We start from the raw sequence: 26,598 nt of genomic DNA, 5'->3' as shown, positions 1-26,598 counted from the left end.
TGTTAATCACGTTCTGCTATGACCGCGCCGGCCGACACGCTTCTCGACCGCCTTGGCCGCTGGCTTGCCGGCCGGCTGCAGGAAGAATCCTCGGGCTATGAGCCCTACACGCCATCCGATGCCGAAACGCTGCGCCGCACGCTGGAGCCCGGCGACATCCTGCTGGTCGAGGGCAACCAGAGGATCTCGGCAGCGATCAAGTACCTTACCCAGTCGACATGGTCGCATGCGGCCTTTTATGTTGGCGATGCCTTGCCCAAGCCGGAAGACGGAGCGGAGCGGCCGCGGCTTATCGAGGTCACCATGGGCGAAGGCTGCGTCGCCGTGCCATTGTCGCGCTACCGCACCTACAACACCCGCATCTGCCGGGCGAGCGGCCTGTCGCCGGAGGACCGCGACATGGTCGTCGCCTTCATGGTCGGCAAGCTTGGCCTGAAATACGACCTCAAGAACATCTTCGACATGCTGCGCTATTTCCTGCCGACGCCGCCGGTGCCGGTGCGCTGGCGCCGCCGCATGCTGGCCTTCGGCTCCGGCGATCCGACGCGCGCCATCTGCTCGACGCTGATTGCCGAGGCCTATGGCCAGATCCGCTATCCGATCCTGCCTGAGATCACCCGCGCGCCCGGCCGCGCCTCGGCGCAGTCAAGCTATTCGCGCAAGGAAATCCTGCACATCCGCCACCACTCGCTGTACACGCCGCGCGACTTCGACCTGTCGCCCTATTTCCGCATCGTCAAGCCGACCCTGGAATATGGCTTCGATTATCGGGCCGTGACCTGGGACGACAGGGCTGCGGACGCGGAGACGAAGGCCGCCGAATAGTCTTTTCAAGCCGGAAGCGGGCGCCGCCCTTTTGCGGCGGACTGCTCTCGCGCACTGGCATCGCGCGGATGCGAGCCGATCGGCATGATCGCCGGAAACGGCGTCGCCCCGAAGGCGAACGTCCATTTGTAACCGGTGAGCCCGTCCTCGGGCGTGGTGTGCTGGTCGTGATGGGCAAGCAGCCTGGCGCGGTCGGCCAATTCCTCGGCTTCGCGCCGCACCATCTCGGCGGTCTCCGGCCGCATCCGCCTGGAGAAGCTGACGAAAGTCGCCTCCTTCTCGATGTGCGTGATGGCCCAGCCGATGAAGTTCTTGTTGGTCATCTCGAACAGCGGCCTGAGCGGCCCCTCGAAATTCCACTGGATCGGCGTCTCGACCAGCAGCCTCGCCGTGAGTCCCCGCCCGAGTGCGACAAGGCCGAGTTCCTCGAGATCGCGCAGATAGAGGAACATCGAGGCCTCGCTCAGGCCTTGCGAGCGCATGATGCCTTGCGGCGTGAATTTTTCCGACAGCATGACGAAGATGAACAGCAGCGCCGGCCGGCCGGCGAGCCTGCGCTCGATCTCGGGCGCGATGTGGTTGACCGGCCCCGGCCCCCGGTTCATCGAGCCGAGCACGTTTTCCAGCTCGACGCCGGCGGCCGCGCAGATCTCGACCAGCCGGTCGAGCTTGCAGTTCTTCTCATGGAAGATGCGCTTCACCGTCGGCTCGGAAACGCCCATGCGCTCGGCAAGCTGGCGATAGGTGACGCCCTTCGCCTTCAGCGTCCGCTTCAGCGCCTCGAAGATCAGACCGTTCATGGGATGCACCTCTTGCCGGTAGTTTCGTATCGATATTAGATACTAGCGGCAATATGGCTTCCCGAGAAGTATCGAAAATCTTAGCTCTCCGCCATCATCACAGGAGACCAGCCATGAACCGCCTCATCATTTCCGCCTTTGCCGCCACCATCGGCATCGCCGCCACATCGATCGCCCAAGCCGGCGAGCTGTGGCGCGCCAAGGGGCTCGAACAGCCGGAATCGGCGCTGTTCGACGCCGCCAACAACCGCATCATCGTTTCCAACATCGTCGGCAACCCCGGCGATGCCGACGGCAATGGCTATCTCAGTGTGCTGTCCCCGGACGGCAAGACGGTGACTCAACACTGGAGCGACGGCATGGACGCGCCCAAGGGCATGGCGATATCGGGCGGCAAGCTCTATGTCGCCGACATCACCAAAATCCGCGTCGTCGACCTCGCCAGCGGCAGGCTGGTCGCCAGCATCGCCGTGCCGGACGCAGTCTTCCTCAACGACATGACATCGGATCATACGGGCAAGGTCTATGTCACCGACATGCTGGCCGACACGATCTACCGCATCGACGGCGACAGGCCCGAGCTGTTCACTGGGGATCCGATGCTGGCCTCGCCCAACGGCGTGTTCGCCGATGGCAACCGGCTGATCGTCGCCTCCTGGGGCAAGGGCATCAAGCCCGACTTCAGCACCGCGGAGCCGGGCGGGCTGCTGGCCGTGGACCTCGCCAGCCGGGCGGTGTCGCCGTTGCCTGGCGCGCAGGAATTCGCCGACCTCGACGGCGTCGTCGCCATCGGCGACACCATCTATGCCACCGCCTACATGACCGGGACGCTCTACCGATACAGGGCCGGCGGTGCGCCGGAAGCGGTGGCGCATTTCAAGCCAGGCAGCGCCGACATCGGCACCGACGGCAAGTCGATCCTCTACGTGCCGCTGATGAACGAGGGCGAGGTTGCTGCATTGAAGCTCGATTGAGCACCGGCGCTTCGGGGCTATCCTGCGCCATCCGCTCGACGTTCGCTAACGGCCGTGAGGTGGACCGTGGTAGGACGGTCCATCGAACAACAGTCAGGGAGGTCTGGCATAGATGGGCCCCCTGAGAACCCGGCCGCCATGACCTCCTACCGCCCGATCGCCCGTTCGGAATTGCCTGACGATACCGCCGCTCTCGCCCGCATGCTCATCGGCAAGCTGGTGGTACGGGAATTGCCCGAAGGCATTGCCAGCGGCCGCATCGTCGAGACCGAGGCGTATGTCGTCGGCGATGCCGCTGGGCATGGCTACCGGGGCATGACCCCGCGCAACCGTTCGCTGTTCCTCGAGCCGGGGCACGCCTATGTCTATCTCGCCTATGGCATCTCATACATGCTGAACGTCTCGAGCGGGATGGAGGGCACCGGCACCGGCGTTCTGATCAGGGCTCTCGAGCCGCTCGAAGGCATCGCGATCATGCGACGGAACCGCAGTGTCGAGCGCCTGCGCGATTTGGCGCGCGGGCCGGGACGGCTGGCGATGGCGTTGCGGATCGATCGTTCGCTCGACGGGCTCGATCTTTGCCGGAAGGGCCCGCTATGGCTCGCAAGCGATAATCACGCACCCGGCGAAATCGGGCAGAGCATCAGGATCGGCATTTCGAAGGATGCCGACCGGCTGCTGCGGTTTTATGTCAGGGGCAACCCATTCGTCAGCGGTCCAAGGTCGCTCAATCGATAAGGACGCGGCAGCTCTCTTCCTCCTGATGGAAGTTGGAAGCGAAGAGACTTCCCCGCCAATTGCACTCGGCGCGTGTCTTCTGGTCGATACCGGCCAAGGCCGATGCGGCATGTATCCGCGCGGCAGCGATCATTCGCCGGCCCCCTTTTCCATTTTTCTGATACTTCCCGGAAATTGCAGGCTAGGGTGTTTTGGGTTTGGGCAGGGGGTAATGCGATTGACCATTTTCAGGGCATTGATGACATCGGCATGCCTGGTGTCGACAATTTTCATGCTGACGGGATGCGGGCACGTGATCAACCGATTGATCTGACGCACAGCCGAGGCGCTCGGTCAGGCCCCGTCAGGCATCGTCGCTCACCACCTTGCGCCGCTGCAGGAACCGCGCCACCAACCAGCATAGCATCGCCCAGGCGAAGCCCGCGCACCAGCCCGCCAGCACATCCGACGGCCAGTGGACGCCGAGATAGATGCGGCTGACGCCGACCAGCACCGCCGTCAGCACAGCGAGCGACAGGACGTAGATCTTGGTCGCTCGGCCATGCAGGAAGCGCGCCGCCAGTGAGCCGAGCGTGAGGTAGGTCACCGCCGACAGCATCGCATGGCCGCTCGGGAAAGAGAGCGACGTCTCGTTGACCAGATGCGAAACGAGTTCGGGCCGGGGCCGGTCGACGCCGACTTTCAACAGGCTCGACAGAAGCTGGCCGCCGGCCACGGCGACGAAGATGAGAAGTGCGGTTCCCGGCCTGCGGATCAACAGCAGATAGATGATCGTCGCCGTCGTGATCAGCACCAGCACGCTGGTGCTGCCGAGGCTGGTGATGTCGCGCATCGCCCCTTCCAGCCATAGCGGGCCGAGCGGAACGCCGGGCTGCCCCGCTTGGCGGAAGGCAAGCAGGATCTCGGTGTCGAAGGCATGCGGCTCGGTTGTCCGCGCCAGTTCCATCAGTTCCACGAAGCCCCATAGCCCGCCGGCGATAACCAGGCCGGCCAGCAGGACCGGGAATTCGATCCGGTTGAGCAAGGTGGTGGCGGTGTCTTTCATCGGATCGGTATCGCAGCCGTCATCTCTATCATCGTCCTTGCAGATAGGGCCCGAGCGTGATCAGCGCCACCGCGGCGATCGCCAGCATGATGCCGGTCGCCTGCAGTGCGTTGACGCGCTCGCCGAAGAACACCAGCGCCACGACGTTGACAGAGACCAGCTGGATGACCGCCGAGAGGCTGAACGACACCGACATGCCGAATTCGCGGATCAGCCGCAGCATGATCAGATTGCCCAGCGAATAGAGCGCGAGTGTCAGAAGGATCTTGCCCAGGCTCGGCGCCAATCCCCATTGCTTGGCCGCGGTCGCCGCCAGAAGGAAGATGACCGTCGAAAAGCCAAGCTGCAGCAATCCCGAAAAACTCAACGTCCCCTCCCTAGAAGCGGCGCCCGCCGCGTGTGCCGCGGCCCTTGTTTCCGAAGCGCGCCGGGACGTCAAGCGGCCTCGTTCAAACGAAGGCCTTGGCAACGGCAAGACGGAGGCTCAATGTACCGACGCCGCTCAGCCTGTCGATCGAAGGGCGGTCAGGGGCTCATGATACGCAGCATCTTTCAGAACTTGGCGCGGCGCTGGAGCGAGCTTTCGCTCGCTGTGCAATTCCTCGTTGCCGGCGGTTTTGGCCTTCTGGTCGTCATGCTGCTGGTGGGTGCCTGGGTGACGACGCAGATTCGGGACGGTGTCACCCGCAATTCGGCCGCCACGACGGCGCTTTATGTGGACAGCGTGATCGCGCCGCTGCTGCCCGACCTGCGCAAGAGCGAGGAGCTCAGCGACTCCGTCAAGCAGGCGCTCGACGAAACGCTCGGCCAGGGCGCGCTCGGCAAGCGCCTGGTCTCGTTCAGGCTCTGGCGCCGCGACGGCACCGTGCTCTATTCAAAAGACTCCTCCTTGATCGGCCGCCGCTTCGATCTGAACGACCACCTGCGTTTCGCCTTCCAGGGCAACGTCGCTGCCCAGTTCGACACGTTTGACGAAAACGAAGAGAAGGAGCGGGCTTCGGGCGAACCGTTGCTGGAGATCTACAATCCCGTGCGCGAACCCTGGTCCGGCGATGTGGTGGCGGTCACCGAATTCTACGAAATCGCCACCGATTTCAAAGCCACGCTGGCCTCCGCCCTGCTGTCGAGCTGGCTGATCGTGGCCGGCACCACCTTGACGGCATTCCTGCTCCTGTCGGGGATCGTGCTGCGCGGCAGCCGCACCATCGACGACCAGCGCGGAGCGCTGCGCCGCCAGGTGTCGGAGCTGCAGGGCCTGGTGGCGCAGAACAGCGCCTTGCGGCAGCGCGTGCAGCGGGCGTCCCGCCGCGCCACGGCTCTCAATGAAAGATATTTGCGCCGCATCGGCGCCGACCTGCATGACGGGCCGGCCCAACTCGTGGCCCTGGCGGCGCTGCGCATGGACAGCCCGGTGTTTACCGGCGATGACCATTGGGAGGGGAACCGCGCGACCGAAGTGGCAATGATCCGCAAGACGCTCGAGGATGCGATGCAAGAGATACGCGGCATCTGCAACGGCCTTGTCCTGCCACAGATAGAGACGGCCGCGGCAACGGAAATATTGCGGCTGGCCGTCAAAGAGCACGAGCGCCGAACCGGAACGTCGGTGGCGCTCACGCTGCCAGGGCAGTTGCCCGAACCCGGCGCTTCGGAGAAGATCAGCATCTATCGTTTCGTACAGGAAGGGCTGAACAATGCCTATCGCCACGGCCGGGGCAAGGATCAGGCGGTGGCCGCCGGAATGAAAGGCGGCCGGCTCTTCGTCGAAGTATCGGACGGCGGACCAGGCTTCGACCCGGCGACACGGGTCGAGGGATTGGGGCTCGCCGGCCTCAGGGAGCGGGTCGAAAGCATTGGCGGCCAGTTCGAAACCTTGACCGGACCGCAAGGTACGCGCTTGGTGATCAGTTTATCGGTTGAGGAGTAAGCATGACCGAGACCATTCGTATCGCCATCATCGACGATCACCCGCTCTTCCGGGAAGGCGTGACGCGCAGCCTGTCGGAGATCGGCGGCTTCGAGATGGTCGGCGAAGGCGCGACCGCGCAGGACGCCGAACGCATCGCGTCGACGGCGCGGCCCGACATACTGCTGCTCGACATCTCCATGCCGGGCGGCGGCCTGACTGCGGTTGCAGGCATCCTTGCCAACCATCCCGCCCAGAAGATCGTCATGCTGACCGTTTCGGAGGCCAATGCCGACGTGACCAAGGCCCTGAACGCCGGGGTACACGGCTATGTCCTCAAAGGTGTCGGGTCGCGTGCGCTCGCCGACATCCTGCGCAACGTGGTGGCAGGCGAGAGCTATCTTTCGCCGATGCTGTCGGCGCGGCTGCTTTCGGATCTCCAGTCCCAGCAGCCCGCCGACGGCATGGCGGACCGGCTGCGGCAACTCACGGAGCGGCAGAGCGAGATCCTGCGGCTGGTGGCGGAGGGGCTCAGCAACAAGGAAGTTGCCCTGCGGCTGGATCTGCAGGAGAAGACCGTCAAGCACCATATGACCGGCGTGCTGTCGAAACTCAACGCGCGAAACCGCACCGAGGCGGCCCTGATGATGCGTGAGTTTCGCGACCGCGACCGGAACCGTGCATAGACGCCGTCGCTATGCCGGCGCCATGCGGGAAACCGCGCGAGAGCATTTCACCGTTTCAAGGAAACGGCGAACCGCTCTATCTCTTTGTTTTTACGCAATTCCCAAGGGAAAGCGCTACGCGCTTTTCTCGAGAGAAAACCGTGTCACACTTTTCCTGGAATTGCTCTAGGTAGGCCGGATAAACGAGGTCACCTCCGCCGGGGGCGGCGGAGGTGACATGCGAAGCCGGCCGTTGCCTGTTGACCAGCTCCACAAGGCCCGGATTCACAAAGCACTAAGACGTTTGACATCGGCCGGCGTGGCCGGGCGGTCGACGATCGTTCGGTCGAGCGCATCCTGCATTCTGAAACGGCCGTTCTCGATCTTTTCCGTCAAGCCGTCCGGGTGCTCGACCGTGATCGTGCTGCCATTGATGTCGACCTTGTCGCCGGTCGCCGCGTTGACATGGCTGCCGCTCTGGCCCTTGCCGGAGGCGGCGCCGCCTTTTCCGGAATTGCCGCCGCTATTGCCGTTGCCGTTCCCGCTGTTGCCATTGCCGCTGTTGCCGCCGCTATTGCCACCACCGTTGCCGCCGCCATTACCACCGCCGTTGCCACCGCCATTACCGCCGCCATGGCCGCCGCCGGCGGCCTGTGCGCTAGCGGCGTCGATTCCAAGGGCGGAGCCGTGAAAGGCAATCTGATAGGGGGCGAGAGTCAGCGCCAGGAAAGCCGCCGATCCGAGCGTCAGCCGTCGGCGCCGGGCCGTGATCGATCCGTACATCCTGATCTCCGTCGATTGAGCCGGCGTGCCCATCCCAACGTTGCAGTGCAACCAACATCGCCGAAAGACGTGGTGACCGGAAGCAACCTCCGACCGTTGCGTTTGTCACCCAAGACCTTTGCAAGCGCACGCTTGGACTAAAGTCCCATCTCGGATGCCTGAGAACCCGCCTCGCGGGCAATGGAGCGGCCGCGCCGCGCATCACCGCCGACGGGAGACAACAGCAGTCGAGCCTGAAGGTCACCTCTGGCGGGAGTGGCGGAGGTGACGGAAAGAACCCCTTGCCTGGCCTGTTCGGGAACCCATTTCGCGGCTCCCCGGCACAAGCGGATACGGCCGCCTTGCCGGCCTTCGCGGAATGTCGTTTAAAAGTGACTTCTCATGTCACGAAAATGTGACCGGCCGACTGTAAGGGGTCGAAAGACACAAGCTCCAGCCACTCCAAAGCCAGAGGCCCCAATGACCGAACATCGCGCCCCCGACGCCAAATTCCGCACCAGCCTGCTCGAGGAAAACGACGGACCGGCCATCAATCCCACCGACAACCGCACCATGGGCGAGATCATCGCCGCGCGGTTTTCGCGCCGGGGGTTCCTGAAGGGATCGCTCGCCGTCTCGGCGATTGCCGCCACCGTCAGCCCGCTGGCGCTTGTCAGCGCCGACGAAGCCCGTGCCGCGGAGGGCTCCGCCTTCAAATTCGACGAACTCGAGGCTGGCATCGACGACAAGCACCATGTCGCGCCGGGCTATGACGCCGACGTGCTGTTGCGCTGGGGCGATCCGCTGTTTGCCGATTCGCCGGAGTTCGATCCGGCCAAACAGTCGGCCGAAGCCCAAGCCAGGCAGTTCGGCTACAACAACGACTATGTCGGCTATATCCCGATCGACGGCTCGGCCGAGCATGGCCTGCTGGTGGTCAACCACGAATACACCAACCCGCATCTGATGTTCCCCGGCATCGTCAAGATCGTCGACAAGGACGGCAAGAAGGCGGCCGAAGTCGCGCCGCTCACCAAGGAGCAAGTCGATGTCGAAATGGCCGCGCATGGCGGCACCATCGTCGAGATCCGCAAGGTCTCGGGAAAATGGCAAGTGGTGCGCGACGGCAAGCTCAACCGCCGCATCACCTCGAACACCGAAATGGCGCTGTCGGGCCCGGTCGCCGGCCATGACCGCGTCAAGACCAATGCCGATCCATCGGGCACCAAGGTCATCGGCACCATCAACAACTGCGCCGGCGGCGTCACGCCCTGGGGCACCTATGTGATGTCCGAGGAGAACATCCACGGCTATTTCTCCGGCGAACTGCCGGAGGGTCACAAGGAGGCCGCCAACTACAAGCGCCTCGGCATCCCTGAAGGGGCTTACGAATGGGGCGCGCATTACGACCGCTTCAACCTGGCCAGGGAGCCTAACGAGGCCAATCGTTTTGGCTGGATCGTCGAGGTTGACGTCAACAATCCGACTTCGACGCCAAGGAAGCGCACCGCCATGGGCCGCTTCAAGCACGAGGGCGCCGAATCGATCGTCGCCAGGGATGGCCGCGTCGTCTTCTATCTCGGCGACGACGAGCGCTTCGACTATGTCTACAAGTTCGTCACCAAGGGCACCTTCAATGCCAATGACCGCGCCGCCAACAAGGACCTGCTGGACGACGGCACGCTGCATGTCGCCAAGTTCGCCGAGGACGGTTCGGTGGAATGGCTGCCGATCGTCTTCGGCCAGGGGCCGCTAACGGCCGAAAACGGCTTCACCGGCCAGGCCGACGTGCTGATCGAGACGCGACGCGCCGCCGACCTGCTCGGCGCCACCAAGATGGACCGCCCGGAGGACATCCAGCCCAATGCCGTCAACGGCAAGGTCTATGTCATGCTGACCAACAATTCCAAGCGCAAGGCCGACCAGGTCGACGCCGCCAACCCGCGCGCCGAAAATGCCTTCGGCCACATCATCGAAATATCGGAAGAGGCCGGCGATTTTGCCGCTGCCAAAGGCAGGTGGGAAGTGCTGCTGAAATGCGGCGATCCCTCGGTGGCCGATGTCGGCGCCACCTTCTCGACGTCGACGACGGCCAATGGCTGGTTCGGCATGCCCGACAATTGCGCGGTCGATTCGGCCGGGCGCCTGTGGGTCGCCACCGACGGCCAGGGGCCGAAGGCCACCGGCCGCACCGACGGCCTGTGGGCGGTCGACACGGAGGGATCTGCGCGGGCGACCTCGAAACTGTTCTTCCGCGTGCCGATCGGCGCCGAAATGTGCGGCCCGCTGTTTGCGCCCGACGACCAGACCGCCTTCGTCGCCGTCCAGCATCCGGGCGACGGCGGCGAGGACTGGGAAGCGTTCGGTCGCCCATCCTATTATGAGGATCTGTCGACCCGCTGGCCGGATTTCAAACCGGACATGCCGGTACGGCCGGCGGTTGTCGCGATTACGAAACAGGGTGGCGGCAAGATCGCTGTCTGATATCAGGCGCCGGTTTGCAATTGCGGGATAGGCCTCGGCGATCTGGGGCCCATCCGGCCTGAACCGTTCAAGCCTCGGGAAAGATTGGCAATTTAGGAATGGCGCCCTAACTCTTCCTTCAGGAGACCGCCATGCCTAAGTCCGTTTATGACCGTGGCCTGCTCAAACCCGATGATATCGCCAGGCTGCAACGCGTGTTCGACGAGGCCTGCCGACGGCGCGAAGCGCATCCCGAATCCACCGAGGCGCGCGAGTTGGCTCTTACCCTGCTTGCGCTTCACAATGCCGGCATGGTCGATGAGGATATGCTGATGGAAGCCGTCGGCTTCCGGCGGCTGGAACCGAAATCGGCGTGAACGCCAGGGGCAAGGAACTGCTCGGGCTTTTTGGGGTGGCCGGTTCCTGGCGGAATGCCGTTTCACATTTTCCTGGGGTCGCTCTATCTGGCACGCTGAGCGACAGCCACATTGATCGTGCTTCTAAGTCTGAAGCCGATGGATTCGTACAGCTTTATCGCGCCTGTGTTGGTGGCATATGCGTGAAGATAAGGGATTTCGCCGCGGGCTAAAATCTGATTCGCGACGAACACGGACAACAGCCGGCCGAGGCCGGCGCCGCGAAATTCCGGATGCGAACACACGCCGCTGAGTTCGCTATAGCCAGGCTGCTTCATGCGCTCGCCGGCCATCGCCACCAGCCTGCCCTCAACCTTCACGCCCCAGAAGTCGCCGAGGCTCAGCGCCCCTGACGTGAACGGGCCGGGCTTGGTGAGCGTGGCCAGTGCCAGCATCTCGGCCACATCATCGTGCGTCAGGCGCTGCACGCGCTCATCAGACACGGCCTGCACCGGCGCGTCGGCGAGCATCTGAACGGCGGTCGCCGACAGTGTTGCCGAGAGGCCGGCCGGAAGGACAATCGCGTCGGCCTGTAGCATGATCACGCTTTCGCTTGGATCGACAAGGTCACTGAGCGCCCGCAGGCTTTCAGCATCGTCCGCTGCGGTAGCGGCAAAGAGGGCGATCGACGGCGAATATCGCCTGGCGAGCTTGCCGCCTTGCGCGAAAGCCCGATGCCGCGTCTCCAGCGCGCTCCAGACGGGCCGGTCGAGAACATGTTTCATTGCGCTGCGCCCTTTTTCACACGCCGATCGAGCGGGGCCATGGCCAGGCCGTCCTCGATGGCGGCGAGTTGATCGAGAAGCGGCCCCGAAAGATCCCGGCACAGATCCGCGATGGCGCGCTCGATGCGTGGCCAGACGTCCTGCTTCGCAACGTCGACCAGGTGCTGGCCCTTCCTGGTCAGCGAGACCATCTTGCGCCGCTGGTCGCCGTCCGACTGGATGGCTTCGACCAGGCCCAACTCGGCCAGAAGCGACACGCTTCGCGTCACGCCGGGCTGCGTGAGCCCGAGCGACTGCGCCAGTTCGCCGACAGCCAATGGCCCCAGCCTGTCGAGCGCGGCCAGCAACGGGTACTGGCTCGACTGAAGCGGAACCTCCAGGCCATCGAGCACGCGCTGCGCATCGGCCTGCAATTGCTCGCCTATGCGCTTCAGCCGGCTGCCCAGGCAGAGATATCCAAGGGATCGCAGAACATCTTCCATGATCAATCCGTTCGATGCATAACCATAACACGTTATATAACAAGGCAAGTAAATAAGTCAAGGCGCGAATATCCGACGTTTTTCCGTCGCCTCGACCTGAATCAGCCCGATGCGCCGGATACGAGGGAGGAGCCGGCAATTCGCCTGGCGATCGCCTTGGCCAGTATGGCGGCATTGGCGAAACAGCCGCGAATGCTCGGCCGCATGCCGGTGAACCAGAGGCCCGGCAGTTTCGGATCGGCCTCGCCGCCGTTGAAGAGCGGAACGCCCTTGTTGTCGAGCACGCCGAGATTGCCGACCATGCTCTCCAGCCCGGTGCGGTAGCCCGTCGCGGCAATGACGATGTCGGGACCGATCAGGCTGCCATTGGCCAGGATCACGCCGTCGCGGGTGAACTCCCGTATCGCCGGCACCACGACGATCTTGCCCGATTTGATGGCGTCGACGGCGCCGTCATCCGCGGCGATCGCGATGTAGTCCGAGGTCAACCGGCTGACGCCGCCCGACGGCGCGGGCGGCATGCCGAATTTGGTGAGGTCCCCGAAAACCAGGCGCTGTGTCGCCGCGATCACCGCATCGGCAATGCGGGTCGGCAAGCGCGCCATGAGCGGCGAAAGCCGGTGCACGGCAATCTTGCCGATCCGCTTGGGCAGAAGGGCGGGGCCGTTGCGGGCCGACAGCCAGATCGCGGACGTATCCACGTCGGCCAGATGATTGAGCGCGTCGAAGCCCGAATTGCCGGCGCCGACGACCAGCACCTTCTTGCCCGCATAGGTCGTCGCGTCGCCAAAATCCGCCGAATGGACGATCCGGCCCGCGAAGGCCTGCATGCCCTTCCACTGCGGCGTGAAGGGCTGCCTGTCGCGGCCGGTGGCGACAACGACATGACGCGCCAGGCGCGAGCCGGCGCTGGTGCGTACGGCCCAATGATCGCCCCTGAAGACGATGGTCTCGACGGCAACGCCAAACTCCACCGGCAGGCGGTTCGCCTCCCTGAAATCGTTCATGTGGCGGATGACGACCTCCCTTGGCGGAAAGGCGGGCGTACCCGTCGGATAGGCAAGGCCGGGCAGCGTGGAGAGATCGCGGTGGGTGTTGAGACGCAGCTGCCGGTGCCGCCGGTGCCAGGGCTCGGCCAGCCGGCTTTCCTTTTCCAGGATCGACGTCGGCACGCCAGCTCTGATCAAAGCCCGCGCGACAGCCAGTCCGGCGGCGCCGGCGCCAATGACGATTGCCGGCTCGACCGCCGCCATCTGTTCCATCATCTGTCTGGTTGTCGCATCAGCCATTCATTCTTCGGTCCCATTCAACCACTATAGCATCCCCGCAACGCTCGCAGGGCGCTGTAACCGTCTGATCGCGGGTAGGATCCCCCGATACAGCGGATCGGCAGCGATTTTCGAGGCCCGCGCCAAGCCGCGGCTGCGCTCCGGAGCATTCCACCGCCACGCCGGCCGGAGCCGATTGCCGGCTTCTGTCCCAATACATCGCGCCCTATATGGCATATCGGCGGCATCGGCGATAATCAGGTCGCGGCAATGTGATTGATTCGAGGTCCGGGGGCGGATCCCGTTACCGACGCAGGAATTCGAAACCGGCAACCGATTTCGGCTTCCCGCGAAAAAACAAGGCGCCGTGGCGCGTCCTGCGTGTCGACAGACACGTCGCGCCACAGACGGCACGCGGAAATCTCGACCATGCCCTCCTTGCGGATCTATTTCGACAAAATCCTCGAGGGTGCCTCGCCCAAGGTCGAGCGCCAGGAACTGACGCATGTCGAACGCCTGGCGATCGTGCGCCGCCACGGCGATTTCTCGCTCGCCTATTCCACCGCCGTGCAAGCGAAGCTCTCCTATTTTGGCGACGCCGACGGCTACATCGCCTTCGGCACCAAGATGAAGCATCATTTCGCGCTTGGCGACCCGGTGGCGGCGCCGGCCCGGCGCGCCGACTACATCAGGCGCTTCGTCGAGACCGCCGGCGACCCGTGGTTCGTGCAGATCGGCGAAGAGACCGCACGCGTGCTGGCCGGGCTCGGCTACAAGGTCAACCGGCTGGGCATCGATACTCGCCTTGTCCTGCCCGAACATGATTTTTCCGGCAAGCGCAACGAGACCGTGCGCTATTCCGAGCGCTGGCTTTTGAGGAAAGGCTTTTCGTTCGACGAGGACAAACGCACGGTCCATCTCGACGAGATACAGCGGCTCTCCGACAATTGGCGCGGTGACCGCATCGTCAAGCGCTGGGAAATGGGGTTCCTCAACCGTCCGTTTTACGATCAGCTCGGCACCGACATGCGCCGCTTCGTCCTGCATGGCCCGGACGGCGACCTTATTGCCTTGCTCGATTTCGATCCGATATTTCGCGACGGCAAGGTCATCGGCTACACCACAGCCTTCAAGCGCAAGCATATCGATGCCTCGCCGCACGCCGAGATCGGCCTGACCAAATTCGCGGTCGACCGTTTTCGCGAGGAAGGCATCTCAGTGGTCACGCTTGGCCTGTCGCCGCTCGTCGACGTGACCCAGAGCGGGTTTGCCGAAAGCGATTTCTGGCGCAACACCTTTCAGCGCACCTATTCGTCGCCATGGGTCAACCGCCGCAGGTTCAACCTGCAAGGCCAGGCGGCCTTCAAGCGCCGTTTCCATGGCATCGAAGAGCCGGTCTATGTCGCCTTCCGCAAGGGGACCTATATCGAGATGCTGGGGCTGCTACGGCTGGTCAAGGCCATTTGAACTCTACAGGGCTTGGGTCCTCGCCCTCACTTCGGTCTACGCTAGGCAAACATTTTCTGTGATTGGCGTGACTGATCGGCCCGAGGCTTGATTGCCACGTGGTTCCCCCAATCCGTCGCTGCTTCGCAGCGCCACCTTTCCCCCCTCCGGAGGGAAAGGAAGCGAGCGTTGCTGGACGAGCGTTGACGGCAAGAGCTTGGCGCCTTTCCTCTACCCCGTCGATCGGGGGAGAGGTGGCTCGGCGAAGCCGAGACGGAGTGGGGTCGACCAGCGCAGCATAAGACAATGCATTCGCCAGGCCGCCATGCACGCTATCGCCAAACACCAGCCGCCTCAGTTCCTCAGTCGATAACCCGTCCGGAAGATCCAGGCGACGATCGCTATGCAGACGGCCAGGAACACCAGCGTCATGCCGAGGCTGACGCCGACCGAGACGTCGGCCTTGCCGTAAAAACTCCAGCGGAACCCGCTGATCAGATACACCACCGGGTTGAACAGCGTGATCGTCTTCCAGATGCCGGGCAGCATGTGGATCGAATAGAAGCTGCCGCCGAGGAAGGTCAGCGGGGTGACGATCAGCAGCGGCACCAGCTGCAGCTGCTCGAAACTCTTCGCCCAGATGCCGATGATGAAGCCGAACAGGCTGAAGGTCACCGCCGTCAGGATCAGGAAGGCGAGCATCCAGAACGGGTGTTCGATGTGTAGCGGCACGAACAACGAGGCGGTAGCCAGGATGATCAGGCCGAGGATGATCGATTTGGTGGCCGCGCCGCCGACATAGGCGATGACGATCTCCAGATAGGAGACCGGTGCCGACAGAAGCTCGTAGATCGAGCCGACGAATTTGGGAAAGTAGATGGCGAAGGAGGCGTTGGAGATCGACTGCGTCAGAAGCGACAGCATGATCAGCCCCGGCACGATGAAGGCGCCGTAGCTGATGCCGTCGATCTCGGTGATGCGCGAACCGATGGCCGAGCCGAAGACGACGAAATAGAGCGATGTCGAGATGACCGGCGAGACGATGCTCTGCAGCACGGTGCGAAAAGCACGTGCCATTTCCATCCGGTAGATCGCCCATACAGCGCGGAGGTTCATGGCTCCCTCCTCACCAGATTGACGAAGATCTCCTCGAGCGAAGAGTTCTGCGTGTCGATGTCGCGGAACTGGATGCCGCCGGCCTCGAGGTCGCGGATCAGCGAGGCGACGCCCGGCCGCTCGGCCTGGTTATCATAGGTGTAGGTCAATTGCCCGCCATCCGGCGACAGTTCCAGCGCATAGTGCGAGAAGGCTTCCGGGATCGTCGTCAGCGGATTGCGCAGTTCCATCACCAGCCGCTTACGGCCGAGCTTGCGCATCAGTTCGGCCTTGTTCTCGACCAGGATGATCTCGCCGCGGTTGATGACGCCGACGCGGTCGGCCATCGCCTCGGCCTCCTCGATGTAGTGGGTGGTGAGGATGATGGTGACGCCGTCCTCGCGCAGCCGGCGCACCATCGCCCACATATCCTGGCGCAATTCGACGTCGACGCCGGCGGTCGGCTCGTCGAGGAACAGGATGCGCGGCTCATGCGACAGCGCCTTGGCGATCATTAAGCGCCGCTTCATGCCGCCCGAGAGCGTGATCGCCTTGGCGTCCTTCTTTTCCCACAGCGACAGGTCCCGCAGCACCTTCTCGACAAAGGCGTGATTTGCCGGCTTGCCGAACAGGCCGCGGCTGTAGTTGACCGTCGCCCAGACGCTCTCGAAGGCGTCGATGGTCAGTTCCTGCGGCACAAGGCCGATCAGGCTGCGCGCGGCGCGGTAGTCCTTGCCGATGTCGTGGCCGTCGACGGTGACGGTGCCGGTCGAGCGGTTGACGATGCCGCAGACGATCGAGATCAGCGTCGTCTTGCCGGCGCCATTGGGGCCGAGCAGGGCGAAGATCTCGCCGCGCTGGATGTCGAGATTGACTTCCTTGAGCGCCGTGAAGCCGGTGGCGTAGGTCTTGGAGACCCCGGAAATGGTCAGGATGGAGGGCATGAGTGAAAAAGGCTGCTTGAGAGAGGTTCTCTGATATAGGGCGAATGTCGTTGCATGCAACCGCAAGTCAATGGCTGCTGACAGTTCTGGACAAAGACACGCCGTTGCATCGGCCATGACCTGTGTTTTTCTGCACGTCGTTCTCCCAAAACCGAGGGCTTTTGGGCGACATCAATCGGTAGAACAGTGCCGGCCCCGGGCGGACCAGGCAGTGTTTGCAGCTGGAAGTGGCTATTCGTGCGAAAAGAGCATCCGGTCCAGCTCTCGCTGGCTGTCCTTGACGTAACATTTGCCGTCAGCCGCCAGCTTGCCAAGCGCCGCCGATCGGCGTGTGCGCGAAGCCGTGATCAGTCTGAAGATGCGCAAGTTCGCGGACGCGCTTGGCGAGGTGCCCGAAACGACGGCGTAGAGCCGCATGCGTCATATTGGCGGGGCGCTGCGGCGTTCCGCCTCGCGGCGGGACGCCGCTTTGACCGACCGGCGCGACGGGCCTATCCTTCGCGAATATTGGAAGCAGCCGGAGCCTGCCATGGACCCGCTCATACTGTCGCGCATGCAGTTCGGCGCGAATATTTCGTTCCACATATTGTTTCCCGCGATCACCATTGCGCTTGGCTGGGTGCTGCTGTTCTTCAAGCTGCGCTACAACGCGACCAATGATTCCGCCTGGATGCGGGCCTATTTTACCTGGGTGAAGGTGTTCGCGCTGTCCTTCGCCATGGGCGTGGTCTCGGGCGTCACCATGAGCTTCCAGTTCGGCACCAACTGGCCGGGCTACATGGAAACGGTCGGCAACATCGCCGGGCCGCTGCTGGCTTACGAGATCCTCACCGCCTTCTTCCTGGAGGCGGCCTTCCTCGGCATCATGCTGTTCGGCTTCCGCCGCGTGTCGAACCGCATCCACACGCTGGCGACGGTGCTGGTGGCCGGCGGCACCACCGTCTCGGCCTTCTGGATCATCGCGCTCAATTCCTGGATGCAGACGCCGACCGGCTTCGAGATGATCGACGGCAAGGCACACGCCGTCGACTGGTGGGCGATTGTCTTCAATCCGTCGATGCCCTACCGGCTGGTGCACATGCTGCTGGCGTCGGGCCTGACGGTGTCGTTCCTGATCGCCGGCCTTTCGGCGCTGCGCTACCTCTATGGCGACCGTTCGGAATCGATGTGGAAGGCACTGCGCACCGGCGTCTTCACCGCCGCGATCCTGATCCCGATCCAGATCCTTGCCGGCGACCAGCATGGGCTGAACACGCTGGAACACCAGCCGCAGAAGATCGCCGCGATGGAAGCCAACTGGAACACCGGCCCCAACGTGCCGCTGGTCCTGTTCGCACTCCCCGACGAGGCGGCAAAGGAGAACAAATTCGAGATCACGATTCCGGATGGGGCGAGTCTGATCTTGCGGCACTCGACCAGCGGCGTGGTGCCGGGGCTGAACGACTATCCCGGCAATCATCCGCCGGTCTTTCCGATCTTCTGGAGCTTCCGCATCATGGTCGGCACCGGCCTGCTGATGCTTGTCGTCTCGTGGTCGGCCGCCTTCTTCCTCAAGCGCCGCCACAGCCTGCCGAAACCGCTCGCCTTGCTGATGGTGCCGATGGCGCTGTCGGGCTGGCTGGCGACGCTGGCCGGCTGGTACACCACCGAGATCGGCCGCCAGCCCTGGCTGGTGACGGGCGTGCTGAAGACCGCCGATGCCGTCGGTCCGGTCGCCGGCAGCCATGTCGCGCTGACGCTCGCCATCTATCTCATTCTCTACGTGCTTTTGCTGATCGCCTATCTCGGCGTGCTGGTGCATCTGGCGCTGAAGGCGGCGAAGGACGGCGATAGATCGCCGCTGCCGGGCGTGCTCAACGCACCGATGTCGCAGCCGGCGGCGGGGGAGTAAGAAAATGACCTACGACTGGCCAACCCTGCTTCCCCTCATCTTCGCCGGCCTGATGGGCCTCGCCATCCTGATCTACGTCGTCCTCGACGGTTTCGATCTCGGCATCGGCATCCTGTTCGCAGCCGCCGAGGATGCCGAGCAGGACACGATGATCGCCGCGATCGGTCCGTTCTGGGACGCCAACGAGACCTGGCTGGTGCTGGCCGTCGGCCTGCTGCTGGTCGCTTTCCCGATGGCGCATGGCATCATCCTGACCGCACTCTACATCCCGGTGTTCGTGCTTCTGGTCGGGCTGATCCTGCGCGGCGTCGCCTTCGATTTCCGCGCCAAGGTGCCGACCGAGCGCAAGCACCGCTGGAACCGTATTTTCTTCCTGGGATCCATCATCGCCTCCCTGGCGCAAGGTTATATGCTGGGCGTCTATGTGCTCGGCCTCGATGTCGGCCTGGGCGGCATGGCGTTCGGCGTGCTGGTGGCGTTCTGCCTGGCCGCCGCCTACGCGGCGATGGGCGCGGCCTGGGTGATCTACAAGACCGAAGGCGAGCTGCAGAAGAAGGCGGTGCGCTGGCTGCGCACCGCGCTGGTGCTGACCGCGCTCGGCATGGTGGCGGTGTCGCTGGCGACGCCGTTTGCCAGCCCGCGCATCTTCGACAAATGGTTCGTCTGGCCGCAGATGCTGTATCTCTCGCCGCTGCCTATCCTGTCGGCGCTGCTGTTCCTGTGGCTGTGGCGGCAGACCTTCCATCTGCCGAAGCCCGACGACCGCCATGCGCTGACGCCGTTCCTGACCTTGGCCGCGATCTTCATGCTCGGCTTTGCCGGCCTTGCCTGGTCGTTCTATCCGTTCGTGGTGCCCGACAGACTGACCATCTGGCAGGCGGCCTCGGCGCCGGAAAGCCTGGCCATCATTCTGGCCGGCACCGTGGTCGTGCTGCCGATCATCATCTTCTATTCCTTCTATGCCTACCGTGTGTTCGGCGGCAAGGCGACGGACCTGACCTACGACTGACGCACCGGCGCCGGTTGCCGGAGTTTCAGATCAGTCCGGAATCGCGTGCCGCCGCCGTCGCCTCGCCACGGGAAATGGCGTCCAGTTTTCCCAGAACCGCCGAGACATGGTGATCGACCGTCTTCGGCGAAATGGCGAGGTGCTCGGCAATCCGCTTGTTGGAGAGGCCGCGCTCGATCAGCTGCAGCACCTCCATCTGGCGCTGCGTCAGGCCGGCGCTGTTGGCGCGCGTGGTCTGGCGCGGACCGCGCGCGATGTTGTTGACGCCGTTGCGCCGCATGATCTCGCGTACCTTGTGTGCCACCGCCCCGGCGCCGAGGCGCTCGAAAATCTCCAAGGCCGACCGCTGCGCCGGCTCGTCCCCCTGCATCAGCGCGAGCCCGCGCTCGAAGGAAGCGCCCATTCCGGCCCACACATCAGCCGCCCCCGGCCAGTCGCCGCCCAGCAGCATCCGGTAGGGTTCGGCCATGCCCGTGGTGTCGCCGGGGTCGCAATCCGGCGCCAGCATCTGCCGCCAGCAGGCCAGTTCGGCGAACACGGCCCGCGTCGGCGACAGGCTCTCGGCCGCGTCGATCAGGTCCAGCGCCTCGTCCGTATCGGCTTGCCCGAGCCATGCCCGCTCGGCCATCAGCAACGCATAGGGCGCCAGCCTTTGCAGTTCCCCGCCCCTTTCCAGGAAGCGCATCATCTCCTCGAAAAGCGGCGCGGTGCCGGGGTCGCCGCGCCGGACCCGCAACCTGGCCAGCGCCACCACGGCGGGATAGCGTACAAGAGCCGTCGCCTGGTCATTGGCAAGAAGGTCGAGCGCCTCGGCCTCCGCCAAATCCCATTGTCCCTGACGCAGCCGCAGCTGGGCCAGCACGCCGCGCATGTAATCGCGCCAGGTGACGAGGTCGTTTTCGACGCAATAGTTGATGCCGCGCTCGAGCAGGGATCGCGCCTCGCTATAGCCGAGCTGGTTCATCTCGACACAGGCGCTGTTGGTGAAGGCCCGCGCCGCGTGCTCCTGAAGATTTTGCTTGATGGCGATTTCGAGGCTCTGGGCGAGGCGCTGGCGGCCGCTGGCCAGATCCAGCCATTGCTCGGCTGATCCGACATTGTTGAGCGCGTGGCAGAAGATGTCGGGCCGGTCCAGCAGCCCGGCCAGCTTGATCGCCTTGTCTCCCAGCGACAATGCCACGTCGAGCCTTTCGGACAGCATCGCCAGCTGCGAGAGATTGGAATAGGCCATCGCCAGTTCCGGGCCGGCGGTCGCGGTCTCCAGCAACGCGACCGCCTGGGCGCCTAGCAAATCCGCGCTCTTTCGATCTCCGAGCAGATAGGCGAAGCGCGACAGGCACCGGAGGCTGTTGCCTTCCTTCAGCACGTTGCCCAGGTCCCGCTGCAGCTTGCGCGCGTGTTCCTGCGCCGCGATGGCGTCGTCGATGCGGCCGATCAAGTGGCATTCGAAGGCATATTGCTCGTAAAGCGCGGCACGCTCTTCGGCGGGCAGGCCGTCCGCCTGGCGCAAGGCAACTTCATAGTAACCGGCGGCGTCGCGATGGGCGCCAACCCTTGATGCCTCGCGCGCCGCGAGCGGCGCCAACTCCCGCACCACCTCGAAATTGCTTGCCTCGACCGCGTGATGCACCAGACGCGCAGTGGCGATGTCTCCCCGTTCGAGCAGCGCCGACAGAGCCCGCTGGTTGAACTGCCGCCTGTGGCTGGTCGTCAGCGTCATCTCGATGGCGCGGCGGGCGATCTCATGGCGGAAAGCATAGGCATCGCCCAGATCGTCCAGCAGCCCGTTCGATACGCATTCGGCCAGCTGGCCGGCGCTGGCGACGCCGCACAGGCCCTGCAAGGCCCAGGCGTCGGCACGGCGCGGAAATACCGACACTGCGTCCAGCATCGAACGCGCGCCGGCGGACAGGCGCTCGGCGCGCGCCAGCACGGCGTCGCGCACACTGGCGGGCGGCATCGTCTCGTTGTCGGCGCACAAAAGCTCGGTGACGAAAAAAGCGTTGCCGGCGGTGGCCCGGTAGATGGCCTCGCCATCGCGCCCGGCGTTCGCGGCCAGCGACCGCACCGCGGCCTCGCTCAGCAACGGCACCTCGATGCGGGTAATGCTACCCGCCGGGATTTCGCCCAGCGCCCGGCGCACGCGCATCTGGCCCTCGCTGCGGTCGGTGCGCGCCGTCAGGAGCAGCAGGATGTGGGTGTTGGCAATCCGCCGGCCGAGGAACCTGATGAAATCGAGGGTCGCGTCGTCGGCCCAGTGCAGATCCTCGATCACCAGCAATGTTGGCCGGCCCTTGCTCTCGAACACTGCGAGGGCGTCGGAAAACAGGGGCAGTCTTTGGCCCTGCCGGGCATCGATCGCCTGCGGCAGCGGCCATTGCGCCTCGCGCGCCAGATCGTAGAGCGGGCCAAGCGGATCAGGGATCGACAGGTCCTCGCAGGCGCTGCGCAGGATGCGCGCCCGCTCGTCGGCTTCGGCGATGAAGGCCTCGACAAGCGCCGACTTGCCGGCGCCCGCCTCGCCCGACAGGGCCGCTACGTGGCCGTGGCCGCGCATGGCTTCCGCCAACAGGCCATCCAGGTGCTCCAGCTGTGTCTGCCGTTCCAGAAGCATCATCATCCGCTCGATTGTGCCCTGATTTGCCGTCGTGTCGCGTTCAGCCGCCACTATAGGTGGGTTCGGTATCCGCTGTGTGGCTCCGGACAACCAACGTTGCAAACATGGGGAATCGTCCCGGCAAATATGGGGAATGGTTCCGATGCGCGGGTTTGGCGAGCGTGATCAAAGGCCCCAGCGCTCGAAACCGAGTGTCAAATCCATGAAAAAGGGAAACCCGATATGCCTCGCTATGTTGTTGAACGTACTTTTCCGGATGGTCTCAACGTGCCGATGAATGAAGCCGGCGCCGATGCGATGGGCGGCGTCATCATGCGCAACGCCGAGAAGGGCGTCACCTGGGTGCAGTCCTTCGTCTCGACCGACAAGAAGCAGAGTTTCTGCATCTATGACGCGCCCTCGCCGGAGGCGATCCGCGCCACCGCCCAGAAGAACATGCTGCCGGTCGACAAGATCACGGAGGTGCGGGTTCTTGACCCTTACTTTTACCGTTGATGCCGACAATGAGCATCCAACTGCCCTTCGCGGTTATGGCGGCTTGTCTGACCACGCGTCCAGCGAGATGTGGGCGGCCTCGAGGCCGGTCGGACGCGGCCCAGTACTGGGCCGCGTTCTCCGACGGCTCGCCTCGTTGCTGTTGCCACCATTGCGCCCGCGCCGGCGCCGCTTGCCTCCGCAGGGCGACTATCTGAGACGCGACATCGGCCTGCCGGAGCTCGTGGAGCTGCCGCAATATTGGGACTTCACCCGGTCGAACCGCTGATCCAGTCCAGATCCGACTTCGCAGCGGGGCGGCAGGCCGCTCCTGGTGCACCCTCAATAATGAATGGAGAGACAATGAACATCCATCTGTGGACCAAGCACCTCATCAACCTGTCGGTCCTGTCGATCGCAGCCACGGCGGCCAGCGCCCATGACAGCGGCGCGCTGGACGAGAAGGTGCGCAAAGCCAACAGCCGTTTCGAGAACGTCGCGATGGCCACCGCGGAAGGCTATGCGCCGATCCCTTGCGCCAGCGGCATCACCGGCGGCGCCATGGGCATCCATTATGTCAACGCGGCCTACCTGAAGGACGATGCCGTCGATCTCGCAAAGCCCGAGGCCGTGATGTACGAGCCGATGGCGGACGGCAAGCTGAAGCTGGTGGCGGTGGAATACATCACCTCGAAAGGGCCGGCCTCGCTCGAAGGCCAGCTGTTCAACTTCAACAGCGCGCCCAACCGCTATGGTCTGGGCGCCTTCTACGAGCTGCATGTCTGGGCGTGGAAGAAGAACCCGACCGGCACCTTCGCTGACATGAACCCGAACGTGTCGTGCGACGCGGTGACGATGAGCGACTGAACCGGATGCCGGCATCGCGCCCGGCTCCATCGCTTGTCTGACGCTTTTCCTGGAATTGCTTCAGCCCTGGTGTGGGACGATCCCAAGCGTGCCCGCGCCAGGCCAAGGACCGATCGGCGTCAGCCCATATACTGGGCTGGGGGCGGGTGGCATACCGGTTGGTCCCGGGGGCGCGGGGAGTGTTAGCTCCCCGCGCAAATTTTCACCTGTTGCCTGCAAACCGCTGGATGCCTCAGTTGCTGGCGGCCTGCACCAGCACCGGCTTGTCGCTGTAGAGATTGGGGAACAGCGCCTTCAGGTTCGCCACCTTGGGCAGATCGTTGTAGGCGATATAGGGATAGGTCGGGTTCAGCGTCAGGAAGTCCTGGTGATAGTTCTCGGCCGGGTAGAAGGTCTTGCCGGTCTCGATCGTGGTGACGATGGGCTTGGGATACAGCTTGGCCTGGTCGAGCTGGGCAATGTAGCTCTGCGCGATCTTCTTCTGGGCGTCGTTTTCGGCGAAGATCGTCGAGCGGTACTGGGTGCCGGAATCCGGACCCTGGTAGTTGAGCTGGGTCGGGTTGTGGGCGACCGAGAAATAGACCTGCAGCAGCTGGCCGTAGGTGACCTTCGACGGGTCGTAGGTGATCTCGACGGATTCGGCGTGGCCGGTGCGGCCGGAGCCGACCGTCTCGTAGACGGCGTCGTCCTTGGCGCCGCCGGTGTAGCCGGAAACGGCCATGCTGACGCCCTTGACGTGCTGGAACACGCCCTGCACGCCCCAGAAGCAGCCGCCGGCAAAGATCGCCTTTTCGCTGCCGCCGGCGGCCTTTTCGTCCATTGCGGGCGGCGGGATCACCACGGCGTCCTCCGCCGAGACGGCCGGCGTCAGCCAGAAGGTGGCGCCCACGGCGGCGAGCGCCAAGGCTGCCAGCGCGCCCCTGGCAAAGCCGATCGAACGGTTCTTGGTATTGATCATGGTTGCACTCCTTGTGGCTTGCATTGGGACCAGTCTATTGGATCAGATACGACGGCGCGATGCGTGAGTTGCGGAATGGGCTCACATTCATGTGCGCCATGCACTTTACCGGACATGCACTTTACGAGAACTCCAGGGACTGTCCCCGGCTGGACAGGGAGCCCGCCAGGGACAGCGGCCACGGCCAATGTTCAGTTGGCCGGAGCCATGGCATCCGCCGCCGGCTTCATCGCGTCGGCAGCGGGTTTCATGGCGTCCGCCGCCGGCTTCATCGCATCGGTTGCCGGTTTCATGGCATCGGCGGCGGGCTTCATGGCGTTGTCGGCGGGCTTCATGGCGTTGGTGGCCATCGGATCGGCCGGCTTCATCGCATCGGTTGCCGGCTTCATGGCGTCGGCCGCGGGCTTCATTGCATCGGCGGCCGGCTTCATCGCGTTGGTGGCGTCGTCGGCGCGGGCGATGCCGCCGGCCAGCAGCGCCGTCGAGCACAAAGCGAGAGCGAGCGCCGGCAGCGTCAGGCGGGAAAGAACGGTCATGGTGGTCTCCTTGGGTGGGCTCGCGCTTCGGCGGCCGGGGTCTTGCGGCGCCGCTCGTGCGGCGTTGCGCAAATTCTGCGGGAGCGTGATCTCCGCTCCGGTGAACTCTAATTGGTCGCTGCGGCCAGGATCGGCCCGCCGCCCGGCGATTGCACCAGCACGGCGGTGCTCAAGCCGCCGGAAGCCGCCGGCAGATCGAGCGCGGTGGCGTCACCAGTCCAGCTGCCGAGCCTTGTCAGCGCATGCACGACATTGGCGTGCGGCAGCGTGCGGCCGGTGTTTTCGCCGCGCGCCACCGGCACCTCGACGACGCCCTTGGTGTAGCGCACCAGCCAGACATCGGCCTTGCCGCCCGGCACCGAACCGGCGCCGATCACGGCCTTGCCGCCATCGAGCGACAGCGACGGGCCCTTGGTGCGGCCGGCGCTGGAGATCAGGCGCTGGATTTCGCCGGACGCGGCGCCGACGCCATCGGCATGGCCATTGACCACCACTTGCGGGGTGAACGGCCCGTCGCGACCGAGCGCCGGCTCGTAGCGGACCTGGCGCTGGGTGAATTCCTGCCTGCCGAACGTGTCCTTCCAGCCGAGGTAGTCCCAGTAGGTGACGTTGAAGGACAGCGCCAGCACGCCGGGCTGGTCCTTGACCTTGATGAGGTTGGCGTTGGCCGGCGGGCAGGAGGAACAGCCCTGGCTGGTGAACAGCTCGACCACGGTGAGCGGCTGCGCGGCCGCCGCACCGAGGCTAGCCGCGAGCGCAAGCGCGCCCAGGCTGGACAACAGGGCGAACCTTCCGGCTGATGATCTCGGCATCGACTTTGCTCCGTGCGGACGGCGCTGCGATGCGCCGCCGATATCCCCACTTCGCCGCCCTCCGCCGCTTCGTTACAGCGCTCACCGGTTTGTGATCGGGAGGCAGGGTTCTTCCCTTCTCCCCTTGCGGGAGAAGGTGGATCGGCGCGCTAGCGCCGAGACGGATGAGGGGTGTTCCAGCGGAGTGAGACGTTGGCATTCCCTGGAGCACCCCTCATCCGACCTCGCTTCGCGAGGCCACCTTCTCCCGCAAGGGGAGAAGGGAGAGGGAGCCATTACTCAGGCTTATGCGAACTGCCCAAAACGCCACACAGGCGTGTAGTGCATGATCGGCCGCTCGAACGTTGCGCCTTCCGCGACAAATCGTTTTCCTGCATCCAGCATGGGCTGGAAGGTATCGAGTTGCCTGGCATGCTCCAGCGTGTCCCACACACTGGTGTTGATCAGCGACGATGTCGCTTCGTCGGCGCCAGCGTAAAAGTCCAGCAGCCCGGGCATGGCCTCGATGCCGGGCCGCAGCGCTGCCTCGTCGTCCAGCATCATCCCTCGCAACAGCGCGAACTTCGTGGCATCGCAACGCAAAATGGACACACGCAGCACGGGGCCTGACATCGCGTTCTGCTCCAAGAGCCGAGATACTGGCACGTTAGACCATGCCGACCCACGCCGCCAATACCTTGCCGCTTACAGCGCTCACCGGTTTGTGATCGGAGCTGGAGTTCTTCCTTCTCCCCTTGCGGGAGAAGGTGGATCGGCGCGACAGCGCTGAGACGGATGAGGGGTGCTCCAGCGGAGTGAGGCGTTGGTGTTCCCTGGAGCACCCCTCATCCGTCGCCTTCGGCGACACCTTCTCCCGCAAGGGGAGAAGGAAGAACGCTCC

28 protein-coding genes are annotated in these 26,598 nt (G+C 64.3%); 12 read left to right on the top strand and 16 right to left on the bottom strand.

Annotation, left to right across the window (positions count from 1 at the left end; genetic code table 11):
* Nucleotides 1-18 precede the first annotated feature (18 nt).
* Nucleotides 19-825 carry a lipo-like protein gene (locus LB577_RS24470; protein WP_224689263.1) on the top strand — a complete coding sequence of 269 codons (807 nt, stop codon included), beginning with the start codon at nucleotides 19-21 and terminating at the stop codon, nucleotides 823-825.
* Between the two features lie 5 nt (nucleotides 826-830).
* Here LB577_RS24470 and LB577_RS24465 read toward each other — a convergent pair whose 3' ends face one another.
* Complete coding sequence (locus LB577_RS24465) at nucleotides 831-1,625, bottom strand: helix-turn-helix domain-containing protein (protein ID WP_224689262.1); 795 nt, start codon at nucleotides 1,623-1,625, stop codon at nucleotides 831-833.
* A gap of 113 nt (nucleotides 1,626-1,738) precedes the next feature.
* Between LB577_RS24465 and LB577_RS24460 the strand changes: the two genes are divergently transcribed.
* Nucleotides 1,739-2,599, top strand: a complete 861-nt coding sequence (locus tag LB577_RS24460; RefSeq protein ID WP_224689261.1) for an SMP-30/gluconolactonase/LRE family protein — start codon at nucleotides 1,739-1,741, stop codon at nucleotides 2,597-2,599.
* 138 nt (nucleotides 2,600-2,737) lie between these two features.
* Nucleotides 2,738-3,337, top strand: a complete 600-nt coding sequence (locus LB577_RS24455; protein WP_224689260.1) for a DNA-3-methyladenine glycosylase — start codon at nucleotides 2,738-2,740, stop codon at nucleotides 3,335-3,337.
* 129 nt (nucleotides 3,338-3,466) lie between these two features.
* On the opposite strand, the gene LB577_RS24450 is transcribed toward LB577_RS24455, so the two are convergent.
* The 3 genes from LB577_RS24450 to LB577_RS24440 all read right to left on the bottom strand — a co-directional run bounded on the left by LB577_RS24450 (nucleotide 3,467) and on the right by LB577_RS24440 (nucleotide 4,749).
* Nucleotides 3,467-3,610 carry a hypothetical protein gene (locus LB577_RS24450; protein ID WP_224689259.1) on the bottom strand — a complete coding sequence of 48 codons (144 nt, stop codon included), beginning with the start codon at nucleotides 3,608-3,610 and terminating at the stop codon, nucleotides 3,467-3,469.
* 70 nt (nucleotides 3,611-3,680) lie between these two features.
* Nucleotides 3,681-4,382: a phosphatase PAP2 family protein gene (locus LB577_RS24445; RefSeq protein ID WP_224689257.1), complete on the bottom strand. Its 702-nt coding sequence runs from the start codon at nucleotides 4,380-4,382 to the stop codon at nucleotides 3,681-3,683.
* 28 nt (nucleotides 4,383-4,410) lie between these two features.
* Nucleotides 4,411-4,749, bottom strand: a complete 339-nt coding sequence (locus tag LB577_RS24440; protein ID WP_010912538.1) for a hypothetical protein — start codon at nucleotides 4,747-4,749, stop codon at nucleotides 4,411-4,413.
* A gap of 168 nt (nucleotides 4,750-4,917) precedes the next feature.
* Between LB577_RS24440 and LB577_RS24435 the strand changes: the two genes are divergently transcribed.
* Together LB577_RS24435 and LB577_RS24430 are read left to right on the top strand one after the other, a co-directional pair.
* Nucleotides 4,918-6,309 (top strand): sensor histidine kinase, encoded by a 1,392-nt coding sequence (locus LB577_RS24435; protein ID WP_224689256.1) that lies wholly within the window; start codon nucleotides 4,918-4,920, stop codon nucleotides 6,307-6,309.
* Nucleotides 6,310-6,311: 2 nt separating this feature from the next.
* Nucleotides 6,312-6,974 carry a response regulator gene (locus tag LB577_RS24430; protein ID WP_023779941.1) on the top strand — a complete coding sequence of 221 codons (663 nt, stop codon included), beginning with the start codon at nucleotides 6,312-6,314 and terminating at the stop codon, nucleotides 6,972-6,974.
* 264 nt (nucleotides 6,975-7,238) lie between these two features.
* Here LB577_RS24430 and LB577_RS24425 read toward each other — a convergent pair whose 3' ends face one another.
* On the bottom strand, nucleotides 7,239-7,736 hold the full coding sequence (locus LB577_RS24425) for a hypothetical protein (RefSeq protein WP_224689255.1): 498 nt from the start codon (nucleotides 7,734-7,736) through the stop codon (nucleotides 7,239-7,241).
* Nucleotides 7,737-8,195: 459 nt separating this feature from the next.
* Between LB577_RS24425 and LB577_RS24420 the strand changes: the two genes are divergently transcribed.
* Both LB577_RS24420 and LB577_RS24415 read left to right on the top strand, forming a co-directional pair.
* Entirely contained in the window at nucleotides 8,196-10,199 is a 2,004-nt protein-coding gene (locus LB577_RS24420) for a PhoX family protein (RefSeq protein ID WP_224689254.1), read from the top strand.
* 131 nt (nucleotides 10,200-10,330) lie between these two features.
* Nucleotides 10,331-10,555: a hypothetical protein gene (locus LB577_RS24415; RefSeq protein WP_023779944.1), complete on the top strand. Its 225-nt coding sequence runs from the start codon at nucleotides 10,331-10,333 to the stop codon at nucleotides 10,553-10,555.
* A gap of 83 nt (nucleotides 10,556-10,638) precedes the next feature.
* Here LB577_RS24415 and LB577_RS24410 read toward each other — a convergent pair whose 3' ends face one another.
* From LB577_RS24410 to LB577_RS24400, 3 genes are all read right to left on the bottom strand, one after another.
* Entirely contained in the window at nucleotides 10,639-11,319 is a 681-nt protein-coding gene (locus tag LB577_RS24410; RefSeq protein ID WP_224689246.1) for a GNAT family N-acetyltransferase, read from the bottom strand.
* Nucleotides 11,316-11,801 (bottom strand): MarR family winged helix-turn-helix transcriptional regulator, encoded by a 486-nt coding sequence (locus LB577_RS24405; RefSeq protein ID WP_224689243.1) that lies wholly within the window; start codon nucleotides 11,799-11,801, stop codon nucleotides 11,316-11,318. The genes LB577_RS24410 and LB577_RS24405 overlap by 4 nt, the downstream gene beginning before the upstream one ends.
* A gap of 101 nt (nucleotides 11,802-11,902) precedes the next feature.
* Nucleotides 11,903-13,090 (bottom strand): flavin-containing monooxygenase, encoded by a 1,188-nt coding sequence (locus LB577_RS24400; RefSeq protein ID WP_224689242.1) that lies wholly within the window; start codon nucleotides 13,088-13,090, stop codon nucleotides 11,903-11,905.
* A gap of 408 nt (nucleotides 13,091-13,498) precedes the next feature.
* On the opposite strand from LB577_RS24400, the gene LB577_RS24395 reads away from it, so the two are divergent.
* Nucleotides 13,499-14,536 carry a phosphatidylglycerol lysyltransferase domain-containing protein gene (locus LB577_RS24395; protein ID WP_224689241.1) on the top strand — a complete coding sequence of 346 codons (1,038 nt, stop codon included), beginning with the start codon at nucleotides 13,499-13,501 and terminating at the stop codon, nucleotides 14,534-14,536.
* Nucleotides 14,537-14,869: 333 nt separating this feature from the next.
* Here LB577_RS24395 and LB577_RS24390 read toward each other — a convergent pair whose 3' ends face one another.
* Both LB577_RS24390 and LB577_RS24385 read right to left on the bottom strand, forming a co-directional pair.
* A complete protein-coding gene (locus LB577_RS24390; protein WP_013892077.1) occupies nucleotides 14,870-15,631 on the bottom strand; it encodes an ABC transporter permease in 762 nt (253 codons plus the stop codon).
* Nucleotides 15,628-16,554 (bottom strand): ABC transporter ATP-binding protein, encoded by a 927-nt coding sequence (locus LB577_RS24385; protein ID WP_224689239.1) that lies wholly within the window; start codon nucleotides 16,552-16,554, stop codon nucleotides 15,628-15,630. The genes LB577_RS24390 and LB577_RS24385 overlap by 4 nt, the downstream gene beginning before the upstream one ends.
* Nucleotides 16,555-17,083: 529 nt before the next feature.
* On the opposite strand from LB577_RS24385, the gene LB577_RS24380 reads away from it, so the two are divergent.
* A complete protein-coding gene (locus LB577_RS24380; protein ID WP_023768740.1) occupies nucleotides 17,084-18,445 on the top strand; it encodes a cytochrome ubiquinol oxidase subunit I in 1,362 nt (453 codons plus the stop codon).
* Nucleotides 18,446-18,449: 4 nt separating this feature from the next.
* On the top strand, nucleotides 18,450-19,454 hold the full coding sequence (locus tag LB577_RS24375; RefSeq protein ID WP_224689232.1) for a cytochrome d ubiquinol oxidase subunit II: 1,005 nt from the start codon (nucleotides 18,450-18,452) through the stop codon (nucleotides 19,452-19,454).
* Nucleotides 19,455-19,479: 25 nt separating this feature from the next.
* Here LB577_RS24375 and LB577_RS24370 read toward each other — a convergent pair whose 3' ends face one another.
* Entirely contained in the window at nucleotides 19,480-22,068 is a 2,589-nt protein-coding gene (locus LB577_RS24370; protein ID WP_318013558.1) for an ATP-binding protein, read from the bottom strand.
* 225 nt (nucleotides 22,069-22,293) lie between these two features.
* Between LB577_RS24370 and LB577_RS24365 the strand changes: the two genes are divergently transcribed.
* Nucleotides 22,294-22,566: a DUF4242 domain-containing protein gene (locus LB577_RS24365; RefSeq protein ID WP_224689230.1), complete on the top strand. Its 273-nt coding sequence runs from the start codon at nucleotides 22,294-22,296 to the stop codon at nucleotides 22,564-22,566.
* Nucleotides 22,567-22,908: 342 nt separating this feature from the next.
* A complete protein-coding gene (locus LB577_RS24360) occupies nucleotides 22,909-23,412 on the top strand; it encodes a hypothetical protein (RefSeq protein WP_224689229.1) in 504 nt (167 codons plus the stop codon).
* 232 nt (nucleotides 23,413-23,644) lie between these two features.
* Here the strand turns inward: LB577_RS24360 and msrA are convergent, their stop codons facing one another.
* The 5 genes from msrA to LB577_RS24335 all read right to left on the bottom strand — a co-directional run.
* Nucleotides 23,645-24,370 (bottom strand): peptide-methionine (S)-S-oxide reductase MsrA, encoded by a 726-nt coding sequence (msrA, locus tag LB577_RS24355; protein ID WP_224689228.1) that lies wholly within the window; start codon nucleotides 24,368-24,370, stop codon nucleotides 23,645-23,647.
* A gap of 191 nt (nucleotides 24,371-24,561) precedes the next feature.
* A complete protein-coding gene (locus tag LB577_RS24350) occupies nucleotides 24,562-24,906 on the bottom strand; it encodes a hypothetical protein (protein ID WP_224689227.1) in 345 nt (114 codons plus the stop codon).
* A 107-nt stretch (nucleotides 24,907-25,013) separates the two neighbouring features.
* On the bottom strand, nucleotides 25,014-25,718 hold the full coding sequence (locus LB577_RS24345; protein ID WP_224689226.1) for a DUF1223 domain-containing protein: 705 nt from the start codon (nucleotides 25,716-25,718) through the stop codon (nucleotides 25,014-25,016).
* A gap of 285 nt (nucleotides 25,719-26,003) precedes the next feature.
* A complete protein-coding gene (locus LB577_RS24340; RefSeq protein ID WP_224689225.1) occupies nucleotides 26,004-26,330 on the bottom strand; it encodes a hypothetical protein in 327 nt (108 codons plus the stop codon).
* A 34-nt stretch (nucleotides 26,331-26,364) separates the two neighbouring features.
* The coding region (locus tag LB577_RS24335) for a hypothetical protein (protein WP_224689224.1) at nucleotides 26,365-26,598 on the bottom strand (234 nt) is incomplete at its 5' end.

The organism is Mesorhizobium sp. B283B1A (assembly GCF_020165735.1).
GTDB lineage: Bacteria > Pseudomonadota > Alphaproteobacteria > Rhizobiales > Rhizobiaceae > Mesorhizobium > Mesorhizobium opportunistum.
Note: the sequence above shows the minus strand (reverse complement) of the source record. Positions and strands in the feature narration are given on the sequence as shown.

What these genes read in the sequence shown, in the direction of transcription:
- LB577_RS24470 (WP_224689263.1), top strand. Translation starts at nt 19, where the DNA reads ATGACCGCGCCGGCCGACACGCTTCTCGACCGCCTTGGCCGCTGGCTT.
- LB577_RS24465 (WP_224689262.1), bottom strand. Translation starts at nt 1,625, where the DNA reads ATGAACGGTCTGATCTTCGAGGCGCTGAAGCGGACGCTGAAGGCGAAG.
- LB577_RS24460 (WP_224689261.1), top strand. Translation starts at nt 1,739, where the DNA reads ATGAACCGCCTCATCATTTCCGCCTTTGCCGCCACCATCGGCATCGCC.
- LB577_RS24455 (WP_224689260.1), top strand. Translation starts at nt 2,738, where the DNA reads ATGACCTCCTACCGCCCGATCGCCCGTTCGGAATTGCCTGACGATACC.
- LB577_RS24450 (WP_224689259.1), bottom strand. Translation starts at nt 3,610, where the DNA reads ATGAAAATTGTCGACACCAGGCATGCCGATGTCATCAATGCCCTGAAA.
- LB577_RS24445 (WP_224689257.1), bottom strand. Translation starts at nt 4,382, where the DNA reads ATGAAAGACACCGCCACCACCTTGCTCAACCGGATCGAATTCCCGGTC.
- LB577_RS24435 (WP_224689256.1), top strand. Translation starts at nt 4,918, where the DNA reads ATGATACGCAGCATCTTTCAGAACTTGGCGCGGCGCTGGAGCGAGCTT.
- LB577_RS24430 (WP_023779941.1), top strand. Translation starts at nt 6,312, where the DNA reads ATGACCGAGACCATTCGTATCGCCATCATCGACGATCACCCGCTCTTC.
- LB577_RS24425 (WP_224689255.1), bottom strand. Translation starts at nt 7,736, where the DNA reads ATGTACGGATCGATCACGGCCCGGCGCCGACGGCTGACGCTCGGATCG.
- LB577_RS24420 (WP_224689254.1), top strand. Translation starts at nt 8,196, where the DNA reads ATGACCGAACATCGCGCCCCCGACGCCAAATTCCGCACCAGCCTGCTC.
- LB577_RS24415 (WP_023779944.1), top strand. Translation starts at nt 10,331, where the DNA reads ATGCCTAAGTCCGTTTATGACCGTGGCCTGCTCAAACCCGATGATATC.
- LB577_RS24410 (WP_224689246.1), bottom strand. Translation starts at nt 11,319, where the DNA reads ATGAAACATGTTCTCGACCGGCCCGTCTGGAGCGCGCTGGAGACGCGG.
- LB577_RS24405 (WP_224689243.1), bottom strand. Translation starts at nt 11,801, where the DNA reads ATGGAAGATGTTCTGCGATCCCTTGGATATCTCTGCCTGGGCAGCCGG.
- LB577_RS24400 (WP_224689242.1), bottom strand. Translation starts at nt 13,090, where the DNA reads ATGGCTGATGCGACAACCAGACAGATGATGGAACAGATGGCGGCGGTC.
- LB577_RS24395 (WP_224689241.1), top strand. Translation starts at nt 13,499, where the DNA reads ATGCCCTCCTTGCGGATCTATTTCGACAAAATCCTCGAGGGTGCCTCG.
- LB577_RS24390 (WP_013892077.1), bottom strand. Translation starts at nt 15,631, where the DNA reads ATGAACCTCCGCGCTGTATGGGCGATCTACCGGATGGAAATGGCACGT.
- LB577_RS24385 (WP_224689239.1), bottom strand. Translation starts at nt 16,554, where the DNA reads ATGCCCTCCATCCTGACCATTTCCGGGGTCTCCAAGACCTACGCCACC.
- LB577_RS24380 (WP_023768740.1), top strand. Translation starts at nt 17,084, where the DNA reads ATGGACCCGCTCATACTGTCGCGCATGCAGTTCGGCGCGAATATTTCG.
- LB577_RS24375 (WP_224689232.1), top strand. Translation starts at nt 18,450, where the DNA reads ATGACCTACGACTGGCCAACCCTGCTTCCCCTCATCTTCGCCGGCCTG.
- LB577_RS24370 (WP_318013558.1), bottom strand. Translation starts at nt 22,068, where the DNA reads ATGCTTCTGGAACGGCAGACACAGCTGGAGCACCTGGATGGCCTGTTG.
- LB577_RS24365 (WP_224689230.1), top strand. Translation starts at nt 22,294, where the DNA reads ATGCCTCGCTATGTTGTTGAACGTACTTTTCCGGATGGTCTCAACGTG.
- LB577_RS24360 (WP_224689229.1), top strand. Translation starts at nt 22,909, where the DNA reads ATGAACATCCATCTGTGGACCAAGCACCTCATCAACCTGTCGGTCCTG.
- msrA (WP_224689228.1), bottom strand. Translation starts at nt 24,370, where the DNA reads ATGATCAATACCAAGAACCGTTCGATCGGCTTTGCCAGGGGCGCGCTG.
- LB577_RS24350 (WP_224689227.1), bottom strand. Translation starts at nt 24,906, where the DNA reads ATGACCGTTCTTTCCCGCCTGACGCTGCCGGCGCTCGCTCTCGCTTTG.
- LB577_RS24345 (WP_224689226.1), bottom strand. Translation starts at nt 25,718, where the DNA reads ATGCCGAGATCATCAGCCGGAAGGTTCGCCCTGTTGTCCAGCCTGGGC.
- LB577_RS24340 (WP_224689225.1), bottom strand. Translation starts at nt 26,330, where the DNA reads ATGTCAGGCCCCGTGCTGCGTGTGTCCATTTTGCGTTGCGATGCCACG.